General features: G+C 72.4%; 14 protein-coding genes. 10 read left to right on the top strand and 4 right to left on the bottom strand.

The window, feature by feature from the left end; translation table 11 throughout:
- Positions 1-59: 59 nt before the first annotated feature.
- The 5 genes from ACFWPI_RS00760 (at position 60) to ACFWPI_RS00740 (ending at position 5,584) form a co-directional block, all read left to right on the top strand.
- Positions 60-422, top strand: coding sequence for a hypothetical protein (locus ACFWPI_RS00760; RefSeq protein WP_380369192.1), 363 nt, complete (start codon positions 60-62; stop codon positions 420-422).
- A 306-nt stretch (positions 423-728) separates the two neighbouring features.
- Positions 729-1,331 carry a PadR family transcriptional regulator gene (locus tag ACFWPI_RS00755; RefSeq protein ID WP_063351980.1) on the top strand — a complete coding sequence of 201 codons (603 nt, stop codon included), beginning with the start codon at positions 729-731 and terminating at the stop codon, positions 1,329-1,331.
- Positions 1,328-3,091, top strand: a complete 1,764-nt coding sequence (locus tag ACFWPI_RS00750; RefSeq protein WP_380369189.1) for a sulfatase — start codon at positions 1,328-1,330, stop codon at positions 3,089-3,091. The genes ACFWPI_RS00755 and ACFWPI_RS00750 overlap by 4 nt, the downstream gene beginning before the upstream one ends.
- A 128-nt stretch (positions 3,092-3,219) precedes the next feature.
- Complete coding sequence (locus ACFWPI_RS00745; protein ID WP_380369186.1) at positions 3,220-4,563, top strand: MFS transporter; 1,344 nt, start codon at positions 3,220-3,222, stop codon at positions 4,561-4,563.
- 64 nt (positions 4,564-4,627) lie between these two features.
- The gene (locus ACFWPI_RS00740) at positions 4,628-5,584 is read left to right on the top strand and encodes a formylglycine-generating enzyme family protein (RefSeq protein ID WP_380369182.1); all 957 of its coding nucleotides are present in this window, start codon (positions 4,628-4,630) and stop codon (positions 5,582-5,584) included.
- Between the two features lie 84 nt (positions 5,585-5,668).
- Here ACFWPI_RS00740 and ACFWPI_RS00735 read toward each other — a convergent pair whose 3' ends face one another.
- From ACFWPI_RS00735 to ACFWPI_RS00725, 3 genes are all read right to left on the bottom strand, one after another.
- On the bottom strand, positions 5,669-6,985 hold the full coding sequence (locus ACFWPI_RS00735; RefSeq protein WP_380369179.1) for a sensor histidine kinase: 1,317 nt from the start codon (positions 6,983-6,985) through the stop codon (positions 5,669-5,671).
- Entirely contained in the window at positions 6,985-7,686 is a 702-nt protein-coding gene (locus ACFWPI_RS00730) for a response regulator transcription factor (protein WP_380369177.1), read from the bottom strand. Before ACFWPI_RS00730 ends, ACFWPI_RS00735 begins: the two co-directional genes overlap by 1 nt.
- 96 nt (positions 7,687-7,782) lie before the next feature.
- A complete protein-coding gene (locus ACFWPI_RS00725; RefSeq protein WP_380369174.1) occupies positions 7,783-9,255 on the bottom strand; it encodes an alpha/beta fold hydrolase in 1,473 nt (490 codons plus the stop codon).
- On the opposite strand from ACFWPI_RS00725, the gene ACFWPI_RS00720 reads away from it, so the two are divergent.
- From ACFWPI_RS00720 to ACFWPI_RS00700, 5 genes are all read left to right on the top strand, one after another.
- A complete protein-coding gene (locus ACFWPI_RS00720) occupies positions 9,242-9,661 on the top strand; it encodes a hypothetical protein (protein ID WP_380369171.1) in 420 nt (139 codons plus the stop codon). The two genes, ACFWPI_RS00725 and ACFWPI_RS00720, sit on opposite strands and share 14 nt — an antisense overlap.
- 193 nt (positions 9,662-9,854) lie before the next feature.
- Complete coding sequence (locus ACFWPI_RS00715) at positions 9,855-11,762, top strand: ABC transporter substrate-binding protein (RefSeq protein WP_380369169.1); 1,908 nt, start codon at positions 9,855-9,857, stop codon at positions 11,760-11,762.
- 46 nt (positions 11,763-11,808) lie between these two features.
- Complete coding sequence (locus ACFWPI_RS00710) at positions 11,809-12,753, top strand: ABC transporter permease (RefSeq protein ID WP_363581283.1); 945 nt, start codon at positions 11,809-11,811, stop codon at positions 12,751-12,753.
- Complete coding sequence (locus ACFWPI_RS00705; RefSeq protein ID WP_079136461.1) at positions 12,753-13,670, top strand: ABC transporter permease; 918 nt, start codon at positions 12,753-12,755, stop codon at positions 13,668-13,670. Before ACFWPI_RS00710 ends, ACFWPI_RS00705 begins: the two co-directional genes overlap by 1 nt.
- 19 nt (positions 13,671-13,689) lie before the next feature.
- Positions 13,690-15,750: a dipeptide ABC transporter ATP-binding protein gene (locus tag ACFWPI_RS00700; RefSeq protein WP_380369164.1), complete on the top strand. Its 2,061-nt coding sequence runs from the start codon at positions 13,690-13,692 to the stop codon at positions 15,748-15,750.
- A gap of 182 nt (positions 15,751-15,932) precedes the next feature.
- On the opposite strand, the gene ACFWPI_RS00695 is transcribed toward ACFWPI_RS00700, so the two are convergent.
- Positions 15,933-21,104, bottom strand: a complete 5,172-nt coding sequence (locus tag ACFWPI_RS00695; RefSeq protein WP_380369161.1) for an RICIN domain-containing protein — start codon at positions 21,102-21,104, stop codon at positions 15,933-15,935.
- Between the last annotated feature and the right edge of the window lie 662 nt (positions 21,105-21,766).

The following is a 21,766-nucleotide window of genomic DNA, read 5'->3' as shown; positions in this document are numbered from 1 at the left end:
CGGACACTCAAAGTATTCGGGGGGCTCATGGGGGCTCTCCCGGTGCGAGGGGAGCCGTCATGGCCGCAGCCGAATCTTCCTCCATCGAGGTGCCGCGGATCGCGAGCAGTTCGCAGCCCGCCGACCGGGACCAGGGCCTCGCGGCGATCGGCGGCAACGTCGGCGCCGTGTGGCGGGGGTGGTGGACGTGGACCCCGGGAAACGGGACGTTCAACCTCCAGATCGCCTGGAACGTCATCGGGATCGACTCGACGGTCGTCATCACGGCCTCCGAGATCGACGGGAACGGGCACCGGTTCGTCGGTGCGGCGCCCTTCCAGGTGTCGAGCATCGCCCCGAGCAACGGACTGGTGACGTTCAAGATCAACATCGGCTGGAACAGCCCGCTGCCGATGCGCACCGACGTCCTGGTCTTCAACTGAGCGCCGGTCCCCGGCCGCCCCGGACACGCAGGCCGGGGACCGTGCCGATTCGGTGACGACAAGCATGGCCCGCCCCGTGGCGGTTCCGGGTTCGCCCGAACCGCCACGGGGCGCCCGTTTTCCCGGGAGGAGCCGGTTCCATCGCGACCGCGCCGGGCATCCCCGCCGGTGGCGCAGGTGCTGCGCACTGTGAATCACCGTGAACTCATGTGAACGGTCGGATAATTCGCCACCCGCCGCGTTGACGGCCCCCATGGCGCGGATAGAACACTGAGCACATAAGTGATTCCGCACATAGGGGGCTCGATGCAGTTCGAGTACGTCCTGCTCGCCCTGCTGGCCGGCCGGCCGTTCAGCGGGTACGACCTGCGCAAGTGGGTCGAGACGGAGGGCCAGTTCCTCCGTTCGCGGGCCCACCACAGCCAGATCTACCGCCTGTTGGGGCGGATGGTGGCGGACGGCTGGGTGGCGTTCGAGGTCGATCCGCGCGAGGGGCGTCCCGACGCGAAGGTGTACCGGCTCACGCCCGTGGGGCGGGAGGCGCTGATGGAGTGGGTGCGCTCCCCGTACGAGCCGCCCAGCCGGTTCCAGGACGCGGACTTCCTCTCCCGCTTCGCCTTCGCCGCGGTCCTGGACCGCGAGGCCGCGATCCGGCTGATCCGCACCGAACTGGACCACCGGCGCGAGCAGATCGCCCGCAACCGGCCCCGCGACCGCACGGTCCGCTTCGAGGACCCGCTGCCCGAGCTGGACCAGGAACTGGCCCGCGAGGTCTACGAGGAACTGCACCAGTACGGCGCCGGCGCGATGGACGCGTGGGTGGCCTGGCTGGAGCGCATGCTCCGGCGTCTCGAACAGTGGCAGCCGGGGCACAAGACGCCACCGGCCGGAGAGGGGAGCGCCGCATGAAGGCGATCATGGTGATGTTCGACAGCCTCAACCGGCACATGCTGCCGCCCTACGGCGGGGACTGGACGCACGCGCCGAACTTCGCGCGGCTGGCCGAGCGGTCCGTCACCTTCGACCACGCCTACGCGGGGTCGATGCCGTGCATGCCGGCCCGCCGCGAGATCCACACCGGCCGGTACAACTTCCTGCACCGCAGCTGGGGCCCGCTGGAGCCGTTCGACGACTCCATGCCCGAACTCCTCAAGCAGAACGGGGTGTACACCCACCTGGTCAGCGACCACCCGCACTACTGGGAGGACGGCGGCGCCACCTACCACGGCCGGTACAACACCTGGGAGTTCTTCCGCGGCCAGGAGGGCGACCCGTGGAAGGGCCAGGTGGCCGACCCGGAGATCCCCGAGGACCTGAAGAAGCTCCGGTTCGAGTCCTACCGGCAGGACTGGGTGAACCGCCCGCACCTGGCGACCGAGGACCGCCACCCGCAGACGCTGACCTTCGACGCGGGCCTGGAGTTCGTCCGCACCAACCGGGACGCGGACCGGTGGTTCGTGCAGATCGAGACCTTCGACCCGCACGAGCCGTTCTTCAGCCACCAGCGCTTCAAGGACCTCTACCCGCACGACTACGAGGGCCCGCACTTCGACTGGCCCGACTACAAGCGCGTGGTGGAGACCCCCGGCCAGGTCGAGCACGCCCGTCTGGAGTACGCGGCGCTGCTGTCGATGTGCGACCACTCCCTCGGGCGGGTGCTGGACCTGATGGACGAGCAGGACCTGTGGGACGACACCCTGCTGATCGTCAACACCGACCACGGCCTGCTGCTGGGGGAGAAGGGCTGGTGGGGCAAGACCGTCCAGCCCTGGTACAACGAACTGGTCCACCTGCCGCTGTTCGTGTGGGACCCGAGGGCCGGAAAGGCCGGGGAACGGCGCCGGGCCCTGGTGCAGACGATCGACCTCGCACCGACGCTGCTGGAGTACTTCGGCATCGAGCGCCCCGCGGACGTGCAGGGCCACCCGCTGCCGGTGGCCGAGGACACCCCGGTACGGGAAGCGGCCCTGTTCGGAATCCACGGCGGCCACGTCAACGTCACCGACGGCCGGTACGTCTACATGCGCGCCCCCGCCACGGCGCACAACGCGCCGCTGCTGGAGCACACGCTGATGCCCACCCACATGCGCGGACGGTTCTCCCCGGCCGAGCTGGCGAACCTCCAGCTGGCGGAGCCGTTCACCTTCACCAAGGGCGTGCGCACCCTGCGCGTCCCCGGCCGCACCTTCATCAACCCCTATCAGCACGGCACCCTGCTGTTCGACCTGGAGGGCGACCCCGAGCAGCGCACCCCCCTCGTCGACGACACGGCCGAGCTGCGGATGGCGACCCTGCTGGTGGAGCTGATGCGCGCGGGCGACGCACCGCCGAGCCAGTACGAGCGCCTCGGCCTGCCCGCCGAGGGCCCGGTCGGCGCGGAGCACCTGCTGGTCCGCGCCCAGCGCGAGCAGGCCGACCGGACCGCCGAGCCGCTGCCCCGCCCGGAGGACTACCCCTCGGGACGCTTCTCGCTGCGGACCCCGGTGTTCGCCCTGATCTCCGACCCGGTCGCCGTGGAGGTCATGCGCAGGCACCTGCCCGGCATCGTCGACTCCGAATTCCTGCAGTTCCTCGGCCCGACGCCGCTGATCGACGTCGCCGCCCTGGCCGGCGGCCTCACCGACGTGTCGGCCCTGCGCCGGGTGGCCGAGGAGCTCGCCGCTCTCTGACCCGCCGGCGCACGACCCAGCCGGCGCACGAGGTACCGGTGACGGGGTTGCAGCCCCGTCACCGGCGAGCACGCCCCCTTTCCCCCGCACTGCCCCTGTGACGAACGATGCGAAGAGCGGAGTCGCGCATGTCCGACCTTATCGAGGGCACCTCCGGGCCCGCCACGAGGACCGGCCCGCCCCCGGTCAGAGGCCGGTGGGCCCAGCTCTCGGTCCTCGGCGGCGCCATGCTGGTCGACGGCACCGAGGCCGGCCTGGTCACCGGCCTGTTCCCGGTCATCAGGAACGCGCTGGGCCTCACCCTCGGCTCGCTCGGCGTCCTGACCGCCGCCGGCAAGCTGATCGGCGTGCTCGCGGCCCCCCTGTGGGTGTGGGCGGCACGCCGCTGGTCGCGCAAGAGCGTCCTGGTCCTGTCCACCGGCCTGTGGGGGGTGTGGGGCGTGGCCGCCGGCTTCTCCAGGAACTTCACCGAGCTGCTGGTCTTCGTCACGGTCCTCGCGGCCGGCTACGCGGCCGCCCAGCCGCTGGTCTCCGAGATCATCGGCGACCTGTTCGACCCGGCGTCGCGCGGCCGCGCCGTCGGTGCCCTCTACGGTGCGCTCGCACTGGCCGGTTCGGTGCTCGGCCCGCTCATCGGGCAGCTGGCGGGAGTCCGCGACGGCTGGCGCTGGGGGCTGTGGGGCGTCGGCGTCCTGAACATCCTCTTCGGCGTGGTGCTGCTGCTCTGCTTCCGCGACCCCGGCCGCGGCGCGGCCGAGCGGCAACTCGCCGACCTCGACCGGGCCGCCCGCGAGTCCCGGACGAAGGTCGACCTGGCCACCGTCGTCTCGCTGTTCAAGATCCCCAGCTTCGCGATCCTCCTGGTGTCGCGGCTGCTCTCGGGACACCTGCTGCTCTCCTCGTTCGCCGTCGTCTACCTGGTGGACGTGTTCGGCTTCACCACCCAGCGAGCCGCCGTCGTCCTGATGCCGCTGGGCATCGGATACCTGCTGGGCACCCTGCTGGGCGGCTTCCTCGCCGACTGGGCCACCCGCCGCAGCCCCCGCCACGGGCTTCCCGGCGCGCTCCAGGGCGCCCAGGTCGCCTTCGCCGTCCTCGCCTTCCTGGGCACCCAGGTCCACTACCGCGGCATCGGCGCCTACGCCCTCCTCTTCTGCCTGATGGGTGTCGCCCAGGGCGTCAATCCCAGCCTCAACCGGCCGATGGTCATGGCGGTCACCCTGCCCGAGCTGCGGGCCACCGCCTTCACGATCTACGTCTCGGTCTTCGAAGCCCTCGCGTGGGCCGCCTTCGGCCTGGGCGCCGGTTTCCTCGGCCAGGCGGTCGGACTCCGCCCGGTGTTCCTGGCGGTCCTGGTGGTCCTCATGCTCGTCAACGGCGCCTTCCTGACCCTCCTCCACCTGCCCTACGCGAAAGACGTGGAGCGGGTGCAGCGGGAGCTCGACCTCAGGCGTCAGGCGGCCCTGGCCTGACCCCGGCCCGCCTTGCACGGCCGGCTGAACCCAGTCCCGGCTGAACCCACTCCCGGAGGAACCTGTGAACCTGCCCTCGGCGCCCTGCTGCACGCCCTCGCGAGGCCCCGGCGCGATCCGCTCGCTCCGCCTCGCGGCCCCGCGTCCCGCCGGGCCCGCGGACGGCATGGTCCTCCTGCCCGGCGGCGAGTTCCTGATGGGCACCGACGACTCCGAAGGCTTCCCCGACGACGGCGAAGGCCCCGTGCGGCAGGTCCGGCTGGACCCGTTCCTCATCGACGCCCGCGCCGTCACCAACGAGCAGTTCACCGCGTTCGCCGCCGACACCGGCTACCGTACCGACGCCGAACGCCTGGGCTGGTCCTACGTCTTCGCGGGCTTCCTCCCGGCCGCCGTGCGGCGCACCGCCGCGCGGGTGGAGCGGACCCCCTGGTGGTGCGCGGTCACCGGAGCCGCCTGGGACCGGCCCGAGGGCGCGGGCAGCACGGTCGCCGACCGCGGCGACCACCCCGTCGTCCACGTCTCCTGGAACGACGCGCACGCCTACGCCTCCTGGGCCGGCAAGCGCCTGCCCACCGAAGCGGAGTGGGAGTACGCGGCCCGCGGCGGACTCGAACAGGCCCGGTACCCGTGGGGCGACGAACTCGATCCCGACGGCACCCACCGCTGCAACATCTGGCGCGGCACCTTCCCGGCGAAGAACACGGCCGCGGACGGCCACCGCGCCACCGCCCCCGCCGGCTCCTTCGCACCGAACGGCTTCGGCCTGTACAACATGTCCGGCAACGTGTGGGAGTGGTGCGCCGACTGGTGGACCACCGACCATCCCGCATCCCCGACCTTGGCCAACCCCGCCGGCCCCGCCACCGGAACCGCCAAGGTCATCCGCGGCGGCTCCCACCTGTGCCACAAGTCCTACTGCAACCGCTACCGCGTCGCCGCCCGCAGCTCCAACACCCCCGACAGCTCCAGCGGCCACGCCGGCTTCCGCTGCGCCCGCGACGCCGAACGGCCCGACTGACGCGCCGACCCGCCCGCGTGGGGCCACGCCGTTCAGCCGGGGCTCGCCGATCACCGAGCGGACGTGCTGGACCCGGGCGGGCCGTCAGCCCTCCGGTGCGGGCGGCAGGTGGAAGCCGACCTCGGCGCCGCCGGAGGGGGCGGCGGTGGCGAAGACGGTGCCGTGGTCGGCGGCGACGAGGTCGTGGACGATGGCCAGGCCCAGCCCCGAGCCCGGGGTCGACTGGGTGCCGGCGGCGCGGTGGAAGCGCTCGAAGACGGCCTGCCGGTCGCCGGGGGCGATGCCGGGCCCGTGGTCGCGCACGGCGAGGCGGGTGCCGGTGACGTGGACCTCCACCGGGGTGCCGTCCGGGCTGAACTTGACGGCGTTGCCGACCAGGTTGTCCACGCAGCGCTGCAGCGCGCGCGGGCGGGCCTGCACCGGCACGGGCCGTTCGGCGGTGACGGTGATCTTGCGGCCGGTGCGGCGCCGGAAGCGCCGGGCGCTGTCCTCGGCGGCGGCCGTCAGGTCCACCGGCTCCGGGTCCTCCACGGTCTGCTGGTCGGTGGCCAACTCGACCAGCTCGCGGACGAGTTCGTCGAGTGCGACGGTTTCGGTGACCAGGGTGGCGAGGATCTGCTCCTCGTCCGCGGGGGCGAGCCGGCCGCGGGCGCGCTGGAGGAGTTCGGCGCAGCCGCGTACCGAGGTCAGCGGGGTGCGCAGCTCGTGGCTGGCGTCCTGGACCAGGCGCTGCTGCTGGTCGCGGGAGCGGCGCAGGGCGCCGACCATCGCCTCGAAGGCGCGGGTGAGGCGGCCGACCTCGTCGCGGCCGGCGGCGGGTAGTGGGGTGGCCAGGTCGCGGGTGGTGGTGATGTGTTCGGCGGCGCGGGCCAGGCGTCGCACCGGGCGCAGGATCCGGCCGAGGACGAGCCAGCTGAGCAGTGCGGAGGCGGCCGCGGCCGCGGCGCTGGTCCAGGTGATGCGGCGCAGGAACGCGTCGTCGACGGTCTGCGCCCCGGCGTAGGTCTGGCCGATCATCACCGCGCCCTGCCCGTCGGGGCGGGCCTTGGTGAGGATGCCGTAGGGGGTGCCGTCGACGGTGGCGTCCTCCTGGTGGGCGCCCTGTGCGGTACGGGCCACCTCCCGGGCCCGGTCCGAGACCGGCAGCGCCGGGCCGCCCGGGGCCCCCAGCGGCCGGGTGGTGCCGTCGGGCAGCAGCAGCTGTTCGACGGTGTCGGGCCGTGCGGGCGGGGGGCGGTCGAGGTCCAGGGCGGCGAGCACGGTGTGGGCCCGGTCCTCCAGGCTCCGGTCGAGCTGGTCGGCGACCAGGGTGCTGACGCCGCGGTAGGCGGCGGTGACGGGCACGGCGATGGCCAGCAGGACGGAGGCGAGGACCACGAGGCCGATCCTGGTGCGCAGCATCAGGCGGTCCTGGCGGTGTAGCCGACGTTGCGCACGGTGTGGATCAGCCGGGGCGCGCCGCCGTCCTCGGTCTTGCGGCGCAGGTAGCCGATGTAGACGTCGAGCGAGCGCGAGTCGGTGTCGAAGTCGTAGCCCCAGATGCGTTCGTAGATCTGGTGGCGGGTCAGGACGGTGCCCTGGTTGCGCAGGAGCAGTTCCAGCAGGTCGAACTCGGTCTTGGTCAGGTCGAGCCGGCGCCCGCCGCGGTGGGCCTGGCGGGCGCCGGGGTCCAGGGCGAGGTCGTCGAGGCCGAGTTCGGCGCTCTCGCCGCCGAGCGGCTCGGTGCGGCGGAGCAGGGCGCGTATGCGGGCCAGGAGTTCCTCGGTGGCGAAGGGCTTGGCCAGGTAGTCGTCGGCGCCGGCGTCGAGCCCGGCGACCCGGTCGCCGAGCTGGTGGCGGGCGGTGAGGACCAGGACGGGCAGGCGGTCGCCGCGCCGGCGCAGCATCCGGCACAGCGCGAGGCCGTCGAGGCGGGGCATGACCACGTCCACCACGGCGAGGTCGGGGCGCCGGTGCTCCAGGAGCTCCAGGGCCTCCTGTCCGTCGGCGGTGGTGAGTACCCGGTAGCCCTCGAAGCGCAGCAGGTGGTCGAGGGTGTTGCGGACGCCGGGGTCGTCCTCGACGACCAGGACGGTGCGCCGGGCGGCGGTGGGATCTGTCATGGTGTCATCTTCGCTGGTGGCGGGCGTGGTCATGCCGGTCGGGGGCGGTCGGTCGGCGGGTCGGGCGGCCGGTCAGTGGGTCGGCGGGTCAGCGGGTCAGCGGGGGACCGGGACGACGGGGACCGGGGGGATGTGCGTGAGGCAGGAGGTGTCGCCGACCGCGCCGGTGCGGATGAAGTGGGTGGAGATGCCCACCGCGCAGCCGGTGGACTCCATCTCCGGGATGTGCCCGCTGTTGGGCACCGAGACGAAGGCGCTGCGGCGGAACTGGGCGGCGGAAAGACGGGAGTTGGCCTCGGGGGTGTTGGTGTCGAGGTCCCCGGAGAGCACCAGGACGGGCACGTCGGGCACGTTCTCCAGGTCGGTCGGCTGCGGGGCGGCGGTGCCGCGGCGCGGCCAGGACAGGCAGTTGTCGCCGCCGTCGGTCTGCCCCTCGGTCCAGCCCTTGACGCTGAACGCCCCGAAGTCGGCCGGGTCGGCGGCGGCCAGCGCGGCCCGGTACTGGCGGCGGCGCTCGGCGGGCGGGGCGTCCGGGTCCCAGGCGCGGGCGTAGTCGTTGCAGGTGACGGCCAGGAAGGAGGCCTGGTCCTCGGTGCCGGTGTGCTCGACCTCGGCGCGCACCAGGGCGGTCAGCGGTGCGTCGTCGCCCGTGGTGAGGGCGTGCAGGGCGGCCGGCAGCGCGCCGAGCAGACCGGGCTCCTCGGGGTGCAGGCCGATGCCTCGGGTGGCGGGCTCGTACATCAGGTCGGCGAGCTTGTCCTCGCTGAAGACCACGGTGCGCGGCCTGCCGCCGAGGGAGGCGGTCAGCACCAGCGGGCGGGTGCGCAGCCGCTCGGCGGCGGCGGTGAGGTCGCGGACGGCGCCTTCCGGGTCGCAGGCCCCGCTGCGCTCGCAGATCCGGCGCAGCGTCAGGGAGACCTGCCGGGCGCCGGGCCGGGCCAGGGAGTCGAAGGCGAGCGGGTAGGCGCCGGACAGCACCATCGACTCGACCCGCTGGGGGTGGCGGTCGGCGTAGACCGGCATCAGGTAGGTGCCGTACGACAGGCCGTACAGGACCAGCTTCGGGGCGCCCAGGCGCGCGCGGGCGGCATCGAGGTCGTCGGCGGTGGCGGCGCTGGTGTAGCCGCGGGCGCGCGGGCCGAGTTCCTCGGCGCAGTCGGCGACGAGCTCGCGCTGGGCGGGGCGCGGGGCGAAGCGGTAGTCGGCCTCGGTGACGTCGCAGGGCAGTCGGCCGGAGCGGCCGGTGCCGCGCGGGTCCAGCAGGAGCAGGTCGTAGTCGTCCAGCACCCCCTGCAGTGCCCCGGCCACCTGGTCGGCGCGGTCGATGAGGGTCTCGCCGGGGCCGCCGGGGTTGAGCGCGATGGTGCCCCGGGCCGGGCCGGGGCGGCTGTGGCGCACCACCGCGTAGCTCACGCCGATGCCGCCCAGGCGCGGCTCGTCCGCCACCAGCGGGCGGCGCATGGTCGTGCAGTCGACCTGGTGCCCGGGGACGGTCGGGCACCACGCGGGCCGGCCCGCCGCCCCGGTGGGGGCGGCCTGCGCGGGCGAGGCGGTGGTGACCGGCAGCACTGCGGCCAGCACCGCCAGCGCGGCGGCGGCCAGCCCGCTCCGGCGGGCCGGCTCCTTCGCCCGGCTCGCGGTCGCGTCCGTCGCCCTGCCGGTCGTCTCTGCCGCCGTGCTCGTCGCCGTGCTCGTCGCCGTGTTCGTCGCCGTGTTCGTCGCCGTGTTCGTCGCCGAGCTCGTCGCCGTGTTCGTCGTCATCGTGGTGCCCTCCGTACGTCCTGCGGTCGGTGTGGGCACGACCCTGCCGGGTGCCGGTCAGCGGTTCGGCAGAGCGACGGCAAAGGCAGGTAAGAACTCCGGCCGGTCTCCCCGCCGGAACCACGCGACGCAGCATCAAGATCCTTTCCTTGATGGAAACTTGACGAACACGAGTCGTCCCCAAGGCTTCTCTCTGTTCGAAAAATCGGTCTAACTAATAGCACCGGACGGGGCAGGGCCAGCACGCAGCAAGCGGCTGAAGCCCGCGGACGCCGGTGCCTTCCCGCCGTCGGGAAAGCCGCTCACCTCGCCCGGCCACGGCATCGCCATGCCCGCGTCGGCGAACCGTCAGGTCGCGCAAGGAAAGAACTCGTGGTGTTCACGTGGGGGAGAGGGGCAAGTCAAGGATGACGAAGTCCGCAGGAGCGCGCAGATTCGCGCAGGTGGTGGCGCTGGTCACGGTCGTGGCAACCGCCGCGGCCTGCAGTGGCGGCGGTGGTGGGGGCGGCGGCAGCGGCAACCCGGGGCCGGCCGGAGCGGCGGTGCAGGGGGGTGTGGTGCGGGTCGCCGAGGCGCCCTCCACCTTCCCGGACGCCATCTGGCCGTTCGACTCCCCGGCCCAGGTCAGCACGGTGAACACCAGTCAGTTCCAGGAGCTGTTCTACCGCCCCCTGTACTACTGGGGCCTGAACGACAAGGTCACCCTCGACCCGGAGGTGTCCCTCGGCGAGGCGCCCACCTGGAGCGCGGACGGCACGACCGTCACCGTCCAGGTCAAGCCGTGGAAGTGGTCCAACGGTGAGGACGTCAACGCCCAGGACGTGCTGTTCTGGATCAACATGGCCAAGGCCGAGTCGTCCAACAGCGGCTACTACACCCCGCCGAACCCGGCGATCGGCGCCAAGTACTTCCCGGACAACGTGGCTTCGGCGACCGCCTCGGGACAGACCCTGACGCTGACCCTCAACACCCCGGTCAACCAGACCTGGTTCACCGACGACGAGCTCAGCCAGATCACCCCGATGCCGCTCGCCTGGGACCTCACCGGCCAGGGGCAGAAGGGCAGTTGCGCGAGCGACGCGTTCGGCTCGGACGCCGCCGCGAAGGACTGCGCGGCCGACTACGCCTACCTCAGCGCGCAGTCGACCAAGGGCGGCGACTTCGCGGGCAGCCCACTGTGGTCGGTGGTCGACGGCCCGTGGAAGCTCAAGAACTACAACGGCACCTCCGGCGCGTACGGGATCGTGCCGAACACCGCCTACTCGGGTCCGCAGAAGCCGCACCTCGACGAGGTGGACTTCGTCCCCTACACCTCGGCCACCACCGAGTACGCGGACCTGAAGGCCGGCAGCGGCGGCGCCAACGCCATCGACGTCGGCTACCTGCCGGCCGAGAACTCCCCGACCTTCAACGCCAAGAACCCGGACGCGGGCAACCCGTTGAGCAGCGCGGGCTACTACATCCCGGCCCCGACCTACCTGGACGAGATCTCGTACTACCAGATCAACTTCGCCAACCCGGCCGTAGGGCCGCTGTTCAAGCAGCCCTACTTCACCAAGGCCGTCCAGGACACCGTCGACCAGCAGGGCATCATCAACGGCATCTGGAAGGGCTGGGGCTACCCGAGCACCGGCGCCGTGCCCAGCCTCCCGGCCGGCAACCCGCTCTCCCCCAAGAGCCAGTCCGAGCGCGCCACCTACGACCCGGCGGCCGCGAAACAGCTGCTGAGCAGCCACGGCTGGAACACCGACAGCGTCCCGGCCACCTGCACCGACCCGGGCACCGGCCCGAACCAGTGCGGCGCCGGCATCGCGGCGGGCACCAAGGCCGCGTTCACGCTCGACTACCCCTCCGGCCAGGCCGCGCTGGACACCATGGCGGCGGACATGCGCTCGGACGCGGCCAAGGCGGGCATCGGCATCACCATGGTCAGCCAGACCCAGAACACCATCGGCAACGAGGGCGTGGCCTGCAGCGACGCGCAGCCGGCCGGCTGCCAGTGGCAGGGCCTGCTCTACGGGGGCTGGGTCTACGCCCCCGACTACTACCCGACCGGCGACGCGCTGTTCGCCACCGGAGCCGGGCCGAACGTCTGGAGCTTCTCCGACCCGAAGCTGGACCAGCTGATCGTCAAGACCACCACCGGCAGCGACGTCAACGACCTGTACGCCTACGAGGACTACATCGCGGGCGTCCAGCCGGTCATCTACACCCCCAACACGCTCGCGATCAGCGAGGTCACCAAGAAGCTGCACCTCGACGCCGGTGACCCCTTCCAGGGCTACGAGCCGGAGTACTGGTACTACACGAAATGACGGCCATCCGTAACGGCGTCGCCGCCGCTCCCCTCGGGGGGCGGCGGTGACGGCCTACCTGATCCGACGGCTGTTCCAGGCCCTCCTGACGGTGCTGATGGTCACCGTCATCTCCTTCGGCCTGATGCAGCTCATGCCGGGCGGCCCGGTCCGGGCGATCCTCGGCTCCCACGCCACCCCGGCCAACATCGCCCACCTGACCCAGCAGATGGGTCTGGACCGCCCCGTCTACGTGCAGTACTGGACCTGGCTGGACGGCCTGCTGCACGGCAACCTGGGCTTCGACTACATCCAGCAGCGCCCGATCTCCGACCTGCTGTTCAACGCCCTCGGCGCCTCCGCCTACATCGTCGGCGCCTCGCTGCTGCTCGCGCTGCTGATCGCGGTGCCGGCGGGCCTGCTCCAGGCCACCCGCCGCAACAGCGTGCTGGACCACGCCTTCACGGTGTTCTCCTTCGTCGCCTACGGCGTGCCGACGTTCTTCATCGGCTTCCTGATCCAGCAGTGGTTCGAGGACGACCTGCACTGGGTCTCGGTGCAGGACCAGGTGGCCACCTTCGGGGACGCGCTGACCCACCCCGGGGCCGTCTGCCTGCCCGTCCTGACCCTGACCGTCACCACCGTGGCCGGCTACAGCCGCTACATGCGCTCCGGGGTGCTGGACCAGATCACCCAGGACTACGTACGGTCCGCCCAGGCCAAGGGCGCCTCCCGGCGCCGCACCCTGTACGGCCACGTGCTGCGCAACGCCCTGATCCCGATGGTCACCCTGGTCGGCCTCTCGCTGCCCGCGCTGGTCGGCGGCGCGCTGATCGTCGAGTACGTCTTCAACATCCAGGGCATCGGCCTGCTGACCACCCGTGCCGCGCTGCAGAACGACTACGGCATCACCCTGGCGGCCACCCTGCTCACCGCGGTGACCACCGTGGTCGGCTCGCTGCTGGCCGACCTCGGCTACGCCGTGCTGGACCCACGAGTGAGGCTCACCTGATGGCCCTGACACACGATTCGACGGAAGGTCGGCCCGCCTCCGCCCCGGGCGGGGAGCCGGCCGGGCGGCCCCGCTCGATGCTCCGGCGCGGCGCGGAGGTCTTCGCCGAGAACAGGCTGGCCCTGGTCGCCGTCGTCGTCCTGGTCGCGATCATCGCCTTCTGCTTCCTCGGCCCGCTGTTCTACCACGCCGACACCTCGGTGGTGAACCTCTCCGCCGTCACCCTGCCGCCGGGCGCGGGGCACCCGCTCGGCACGGACAACGACGGCATCGACGAGCTCGGCAAGGTGATGGTCGGCGGGCAGACCAGCCTGGAGATCGGCCTCGCCGCCGGTCTGATCGCCGCCGTCCTCGGCGCGCTGTACGGCGCGGTCGCGGGCTACCTGGGCGGCTGGATCGACGCGTTGATGATGCGGGTGATCGACTCCTTCATGTCCTTCCCGCTGATCTTCCTGCTGATCTACCTCAGCAGCGTCTACGGGAAGAGCAAGACCATGCTGATCCTGGAGGTCGGCCTGACCTCCTGGTTCGGCATCACCCGCCTGGTCCGCGGCGAGGCCCTGGCGATCAAGGTCCGCGAGTACGTGGCCGCGTCCCGGATGATGGGCGCGGGCGGCCGACGGATCGTGCTGAAGCACATCCTGCCCAACACCATCGGGACGACGATCGTCAACACCACGTTCTCGATCGCCGACGCGGTCTTCGCCCTGTCCACGCTCAGCTACATCGGCCTGGGCCTCCAGGCCCCCAACAACGACCTGGGCGGCATGCTCGACGTCGGCACCACCTTCGCCGGCCAGGGCTGCTGGTGGATGATCTATCCGCCCGCCGCCGTGATCATCCTGGTCATCCTGTGCTTCAACGTGATCGGCGACGCCCTGCGCGACGCCTTCGAAACCCGGCTGCAGAAGCGGTGAACCCGACGGAGGATCAGCAGTGGCGCTCCTCGAAGTGACCGGCCTGCGCACCGAGATCCGGCTGAAGCGCTCGGTGGTGCACGCCCTGGACGGCGTCGACCTCGCGGTGGACGTGGGCGAGACCCTCGGCATCGTCGGCGAGTCGGGCTGCGGCAAGACCATGACCGCCATGTCGATCATGCAGCTGCTGCCCAACGGCGGCAGCGTCGTCGACGGCCGGGTCCTGCTCGACGGCCGCGACCTGCTCGCGCTCGGCCCCGAGAAGATGGACCGGGTGCGCGGCAACGACATCGGGATGATCTTCCAGGACCCGACCACCTCGCTCAACCCGACGATGACCATCGGCCGGCAGATCTCCGAGTCCGTGCGCATCCACCGCCGGGCCTCCCGGAAGGAGGCGCACGAGCGCGCCGTCGAGGTGCTGTCCCTGGTGGGGATGCCCAGTCCGGCCCGGCGGGCACTGGTCTACCCGCACGAACTGTCCGGCGGGATGCGCCAACGGGCCATGATCGCCATGGCCCTGGCCAACGAGCCCAAACTGCTCATCGCCGACGAGCCGACCACCGCCCTCGACGTCACCGTCCAGAAGCAGATCCTCGAACTCATCGACCACCTCAAGCAGCAGCTCGGCATGGCCGTCATCCTGGTCACCCACGACCTCGGCGTCATCGCCGGACGGGCCGACCGGATCGCCGTCATGTACGCCGGGAAGGTCGTCGAGACCACCGGCACCGAGGAGCTCTACACCCACCCCCGCCACCCGTACACCGAGGCACTCTTCGAATCGCTGCCGGAACGTTTCGCCGAGTCCGGCGGCCGGCTCTACTCGATCCCCGGCCTGCCGCCGGACCTGACCACCCCGCCGCCCGGCTGCCGGTTCGCCGCGCGCTGCCGCTACGCCACCGAGCAGTGCCACACGCAGGAGCCGCCGCTGTCCGGGGAGACCCCGGAACACCGCTACGCGTGCTACTTCCCGGTCGGCGAGGCCGAGCAGGGCGGCCGCCCGGCGGCCGTGGCACCTTCCCCGGCGACGGCCGTACGGGCCCCGGAGGTGCGGGCCGCTGCGGTGCCCGAGGAGGCGCCGGCCGAGCCGCTGCTGCGCATCGAGAACCTGGTCAAGCAGTACGCGGTCACCAGCGGCCTGATCCTGCGCCGGGCCGTGGGCGCGGTCAGCGCCGTGGCCGACATCTCCCTGACGGTCCGCCGGGGGGAGACGCTCGGCCTGGTCGGCGAGTCCGGCTGCGGCAAGACCACCGTCGGCAAGCTCATCGTCGGCCTGGAGCGGCCCACCAGCGGCAGCCTGCTGTTCGAGGGCCGGGACCTGGCCCTGGCGCCACGGGCCGAGCGCCGCCGACTGCGCCGGGACGTCCAGCTGATGTTCCAGGACTCCTACGCGGCGATGAACCCGCGGATGCCCGTCCACTCGATCATGCGCGAGCCGCTGGACATCCACCGGGTCGACGGCCAGGCCGAGCGCGACCGGCGGATCAGGGAGATCTTCGACCTGGTCGGCCTGCCGCTCACCGCCCTGGACCGCTACCCGCACGAGTTCTCCGGCGGCCAGCGCCAGCGCATCGGACTGGCCCGCGCGCTGGCCCTGCGCCCCAAGCTCATCGTCGCGGACGAGCCCGTCTCGGCCCTGGACGTGTCGATCCAGTCGCAGGTGCTCAACCTGATGAGCGACCTTCAGGGCGAACTCGGACTGTCGTACCTGTTCATCTCGCACGACCTGTCCGTGGTCCGGTACCTGTCCGACCGGATCGGCGTGATGTACCTGGGCAAGCTGGTGGAGATCGGCCCCGCGCCGTCGGTGTACGCCCGGCCGGTGCACCACTACACCCGCGGCCTGCTGGACACCATCCCCGTGGCCGACCCGGTGGTGGAGAAGGCCAAGAGCAGCCGGGGCGTCGCCGGGGAGCTCCCGTCCGCGATCGACCCGCCGTCCGGCTGCCGCTTCCGCACCCGCTGCGCGGCGGCGCAGCAGATCTGCGCGGAGGTCGAGCCACAGTTGACCGCCTTCGGCCCCGACGACCACCTGGCCGCCTGCCACTTTCCCCTGCGGGCCGCCCCGATCCGCTGAATCGCGCCCCTGGCCATGCCTCCTCCGGGAGCGGGCCGGCGAGGCCGTCGGCGATGGGCACACGGCGGTGGCCTCCACCCCGAGAGCGGGGTGGAGGCCACCGGGCCGGCTTCCGAGAGGCCGGCGAGTCCGGACGCACCCGGCGGGTGCCGCGCGCACGCGGGCCACCCGTGGGAGGAAGGTCAGGTGCAGGGGATGACCCGGCCTCCTGTCACGACGCACTTGGGCGGCACCAGGCGCGGGTGTCCGGTGTTCGTCTGCCACTGCACCTTCGGGACGCCCTTGATGATCGCCTGCAGCGCGTAGATGAAGGCCTCCAGGAAGTCGCCCTTCCCTGCGGCGGCCACCGCGCGGGCCCCGTCGATGGCGGCGCCGGTGGCGTCGCCGGCCTGCAGGATCTGGATGTCACCCAAGGGGCTGACCATCAGCCAGGCGCCGTTGCGGCCATTGGTTCCCGATGCCCAGCAGACCCGCCCGTCGGCGGCGGTGACGACGAGGTTCCCGTCGTCCTGCATGACGGCCTTGGCCCCGCAGCCCACGGTCTTCGACTCCCATACGGCCCAGGTGTGGTCGCCGATGGCGTCGCCCTGCGTGTAGTAGGCGACGAGGTTGCCGTCCTGCTGCATGACGAGCCGGGTGGATTGCTCCGCCGCCCTGGACTCCAGGCTCTGCCCCGGGCACAGGGTGTCCCCGTGCCACATCCACGAACCGGAGGACTGCCGCCCGTTGCAGACCGGGGGGAGCTGCATGCCGTCCGGGAAGCGCGGGTCCCTTCCGCCGCCGCCTCCGGGGTTCCCGCCGCCGCCTCCGCCGGTACCACCACCGCCGCCGGTACCACTACCACCACCGCCGCCGCCGGGGTTCCCCCCGCCGCCTCCGGTGAACGTCGAGTCGTCGAGCTCCCACCACTGGGCGGTGGAGGAGGTGCAGGCCCAGACGGCGAGGTCCTCGTTGCCGTTGACGGCGGTGAGGCAGCCGTTGTCGGCCGCGGAGACGATCCGGTACCAGCCGGGCAAGCTCTGGCTCTCCTGGAAGCGCCAGAGCTGGTTGGCGTTGCCCTCCTGGGCGCTGGTGAGGTGGGTGCGGTGGGTGCTGGGGTTGTGGTCCATCACCATCGCCCCGGCGAACTTCGTCTCGATCAGCCACTGGTTGTTGGGCTTCTGCCACAGCATCCACTGCTGTGCGGCGCTGCCGTTGCGGCCCTGCGCCTTGATCCGGGTGCCGCCGGCGGTGTTGGCGCCGTCGAGGTCCGCGACCAGGCCGCTGTTGCCGGAGCGCAGGACGGTGGTGACGCCGTGGCGCACCCCGCTGCCCCCGGGCGCCTGCGGGGTTCCGCCGCTGTCGGCGTTCCCGCCGCCGGTCGAACCTCCGCCCGTCGAGCCGCCGTTGTTCCCGCCGTTGTTCCCGCCGCCGCCGCCGGACGAGCCGCCGGTGTTCCCGCCGCCGCCTCCGCTGGAGCCACCGCCAGGGGTGGGTCCGTTCTGGATGTTGTCGAGCCGCCAGCGCTGGCGGTCCGAGCCGTCGCAGGCCCAGATGCCCAGCTGCTCACCGGCGTTGTCGGCGGTCAGGCAGCCGTTGTCGGCGTCGCTGGTGATCCAGAACCAGCCGCCTCCGGCATCGTGGAACGCCCAGTGCTGGTTGGCGTTGCCGTCCATCGTCCGGATCAGGTGGGCGCGGTGGGTGCCCGGGTCGTGGTCCATGACCATGCCCTGGCCGGCGGCGGCCTTGCCGTCGGTCAGCAGCGTCTCGATGATCCAGCGCCCGTTCGCGGTGGGCCAGAACGCCCAGCGCTGCGCGTTGTTGCCGTTCGCGCCGAGCGCCTTGATCGAGGTGCCGGAGGCGGTGTTCGCGCCGTCGAGGTCCGCGACCATGGTGTTGTTCGCCGAGCGCAGGGTGGCGACCTGCGACGAACCGACGCCGGGGCTCACCACCGGGGTGGTGCCGGGCTGCTGCGCGGGCCGCTGCGGGGCGCGGGGCGGGACGGTGCCCAGGCCCCAGCGCTGCGCGTCGCTGGCGTTGCAGTCCCAGATCTGCAGTGCGGTGCCGTTCGCGGAGTTGCCCGCCACGACGTCGAGGCACTTGCCCGAGTTCGGGTTGACCAGGGAGGAGTCCGCGCCCTGGCGCCAGTTCTGCGCCGCGCTGGCGTTGCAGTCGTACAGGCCCACCCGGGTGCCGCCGGCGGTGTTGCCGGCGGCGACGTCCAGGCACTTGCCGAACGCCTTCAGGACGAGCCCGCCGCTGGTCGCGGTCGGGGTCCACTGCTGTGAGGCGGTGTTGTTGCAGTCGTAGAGGTCGATCGGGGTGTTGTTCGCGGTGTTGCCGGCGGTGACGTCCAGGCACTTGGACGGCAGCGCCGAGTAGACCGGCACCGCGCCCGCGCCGCCGGAGTTCCCGCCACCGCCACCGCCACCGCTGTTGCCACCGGTGCCACCGTTGCCGCCGCCGGTCGACGGGTTGTCGACGGCCTCGGTCAGGCGCCACTTCTGGGCGTTGGTGCCGTCACAGCCGAGGATCGCCAGCTCCGCACCGTCGGCCGCCGCCGTGAGGCAGCCGTTGCCGGCGGCGCTGACGACCGTGAACCAGCCGCCCCCGGCGTCGGCGAACCGCCACAGCTGGTTGGCGTTGCCCTCCTGCGCACCGATGAGGTGCGTGCGGTGGGTGGTGGGGTTGTGGTCCATCACCATGCCGCCGCCGAGCTTCGTCTCGATCAGCCACTGGCTGTCCGGCTTCTGCCACAGCGTCCACTTCTGCGCGTCGTTGCCGTTGCGGCCCTGCGCCTTGATGCGCGTCCCGGCGGCGGTGTTGGCGCCGTCCAGGTCCGCGAGCAGGCCGCCGTTGCCCGACTGCAGCACCACCGTCCGGTTGTGCGCGGGCTGCGTACCACCGGCGCCCAGCGGCGGCTGGCCGCCGGTGCTGCCACCGCCCGTGCTGCCGCCGTTGTTGCCGTTGCCGCCCCCGGCCGTCGGCACGGTGCCGGAGAGCTTCCACTTCTGCTGCGCGCTGCCGTCGCAGTCGCGGACGGCCAGTACCTCGTGCGCGCCGCGCTGGGTCAGGCAGCCGCCGGCCGCGCTGACGACGTTCGTCCAGCCGCCCCCGGCGTCCTTGAACTGCCACAGCTGGCCGGGCTGCCCGTCCGCGGCGGCCGGTGCGAGCACGCTCTCGTGCCGGCCGGTGTCGTGGGCCAGCAGCATGCGCTCGGCGGCGGAGGCGCGGTTGTAGGTGAGCCGGGTCTCGATCGACCAGTTCCCGTTGCCGCGGTCCCAGAACACCCACTTCTGCGCGTCGGTGCCGTTCGGCTCGTAGGCCTGGACGGCGTTGCCCGCCACGGTGCTGGAGCCGCGGACGTCGGGTACGAGGGCGTCCCCGGTGCCCGGCTGGAGGTAGGCGCCGGCGCCGGCATCGTTGCCACTGCCGCCGTTGGGGCCGGTACCGCTGTTGGGGCCGGTGCCGCCGTTGGGGCCGCTGGGAGTCGACGGGCCGCCGAAGATCGGCGGGAACATGGGCAGCGCGGGGAACCAGGGCAGTGAGATTCCCGGAGGCCCGGGCACCGGCGGACGGCCGCCGGTGGAACCGTTGTCACCGCCAGGGGTGTTGCCGTCCGTCGGGTCCTTCCGCTTGCACTTGGGAGGCTCCTCCGGCGACTTGGGCGGGTTCGACCAGGCGGCGGGGTCGTTCGGGAAGCCGGTGGTCGCGGGCCACGGGACGTCCGGCAGCCCCGGCAGCGAGGGCCACGGGACGGTGGGGAACCCGGGGACGGACGGCCAGCGCCAGAGCGGGCTGCCCGGGAGCGTCGGCCAGGTGACGTCCGGAAGCGAGGGCCCGCCCGTCCCCGGCGCGTCCGGCAGGTCGGGGTGGCCCGGCCACGGCACGTTCGGCGAGCCGGGCACCGAGGGCCACTTCACCTGCGGGAAGCCCGGCACGGTGGGCCAGGCCAGGTCCGGGTGCCCCGGGATCGCCGGGTCGGCGGCGCTCGGCAGCCCGGGGATCAGGGCCTTGCCGTCGTCGTTGCCGTTGCCGGGCAGCGGCAGCACCGGCCACGGGACGCCGGGGTGGCCCGGCATGGCGGGCCACGGGACGGTCGGGGAGCCGGGGACGGCCGGCCAGGTCGCCTCGGGGTGGCCGGAGATGGCGGGCCACGCCGTGGTGGGCAGAGCGGGGAAGCCGGGCCAGCGCAGCTCAGGCAGGTCGGGGTGGCCGGGCATCGGGACGCCCGGGAAGCCCGGGACGGACGGCCACGGGATCGCCGGGTGCCCTGGCAGCGACGGCCAGGTCACCTCGGGGCGGTCCGCGACGGTCGGCCACGGCAGGTCGGGGAAGCCGGGGACGGTGTGGCCGGCGCCGGAGCACGGCACGGACAGGTGCCAGCCCTGCCGGTCGGAGCCGTCGCACGGCGCCACCGTCAGCGCGTTGCCGTCCAGGGTGAGGCAACGGCCGTCGGTGGCCGTGGTGATGCGGTAGCCGCCCGCGCCGTCGGCGACGAAGCGCCAGCGCTGGCCGGGGCTGCCGTCGGGCTTGCCGCTCGTCGCGTCGTTCTCGATCGGCCGCACGGCCAGCCGGTCACCGTACGCGGGGACGCTGAGCACGCTGCCCTGTCCGGCCGGGGTGGTGCCGTTGGTCCGGCCGGTCTCGATCACCCAGGTGTCGTCCGACTTCTGCCAGGTCGCCCAGCTCTGCCCGGCGGAGCAGTCGGGGGCGGCGGCCCGTACCGGGCTGCCCGGAGCGGGCGCGGCGTCCGGCACGTCGGCGACCAGGCCGGCGGCTCCGGAGGTCAGGACGGAGACCTTCCCGTGCTGCGGCTCCCGGGCTGTGGCGGCGGAAGCGGAGGCCGTCGGCGGCGCGCTGTCGGCCGGGACGCCGACCGGGACGCCGACCGGGACGCCGGCCGCCGCGAGAGAGATCATGGACGCGGCCGCCGCGCGGGGCGGGGAGGGGACGTTCGGCCGACAGGTCTCGTCCTTGCGACGCAGCGGGTCCTTGCTGAACATCACCGCAAAGTGGTCCGATTCCTCCACGTAGCTGAGGCGACGCGCCGTGTACTGGTGGTCGGCCGGCAGCCCCCGGGCGATCATGTAGTCGTATTCGGAGGTCGGGCGCTTCCTGGAGTAGGTCATCATGCCGGAGCTGACGAGCCGACGGCCGTCGCCGAACACCTGCGCCATCGACAGCGACCCGGGCTCGCGGTTGAAGTCGCCCATCAGGGCCCAGTTCGCGTCGCCCGTCGCCGTGACCGCCTGGATGGCGGCCGGCACGTTGTTCTGCTCATTGATGCCCGCCCTGTTGGTGGCGTGCATGGAGTAGTACCACGTGCCGTCCGCGAGCTTGACGCCCAGGATGGGCTTGGCATCGATAGCCACCTGGCCGTTGTTTCCCGGCTGAGGTGGGATGACTCTCACCACGGGCGCCGCAGCGTTGTCGATGCTCCGGGGCACCACGAGGGCCAGCGAGCGCTCTTCACGGTTGGCTGTCCTGACCCGGTAGATGGTGCGAGTGCCGCCTGTCCAGGCGGGAAACACCTCCCATCGGTACCTCTGGACCTCGAAACCGTTCGTGTTGATCGACGCTTCGGGCACGATGTCCGGATCGTCCGGCTCCGCGTCCCGGATTTCCTGCAGCGCGAGAATGTCAACACGTTGAGCGAGATCGAAGATCTCCCCCCGCCATCTGGTGCCGTACTGATTGTTGTAGGTCGCGGCCGAGTGTTCCTGAACGGTCGCCGGTACGGCCTGCGGCGGAGCGACGGGGCCCACCGCGTGCGCGGGTATCGGGAACGCGCCGATGAGCCCCGCCAGGAGGGCGAACAGCGGCACGACCGCCGTGTACGCCCATCGTGGTCGCCACGGTATTCGCCGTTCGGTCGGTGAGGTGGCCGTGCCCGGGTGTGCCATTGAGAAACTCCTTGAAACTTCACAGCTGTACCGGGGCACGTTGACAGCAGGTGGTAGACAAACGATGAACGGGTGGCCTGGCGGCGTTTATCTCGCTGCGGTGCCGGCGGTGAATCCGCGACAGGTCCGAT

This window comes from Kitasatospora sp. NPDC058492, assembly GCF_042720685.1.
Lineage (GTDB): Bacteria > Actinomycetota > Actinomycetes > Streptomycetales > Streptomycetaceae > Kitasatospora.
The sequence above is the reverse complement of the archived record's forward strand: the minus strand, read 5'-3'. Positions and strand labels throughout refer to the sequence as shown.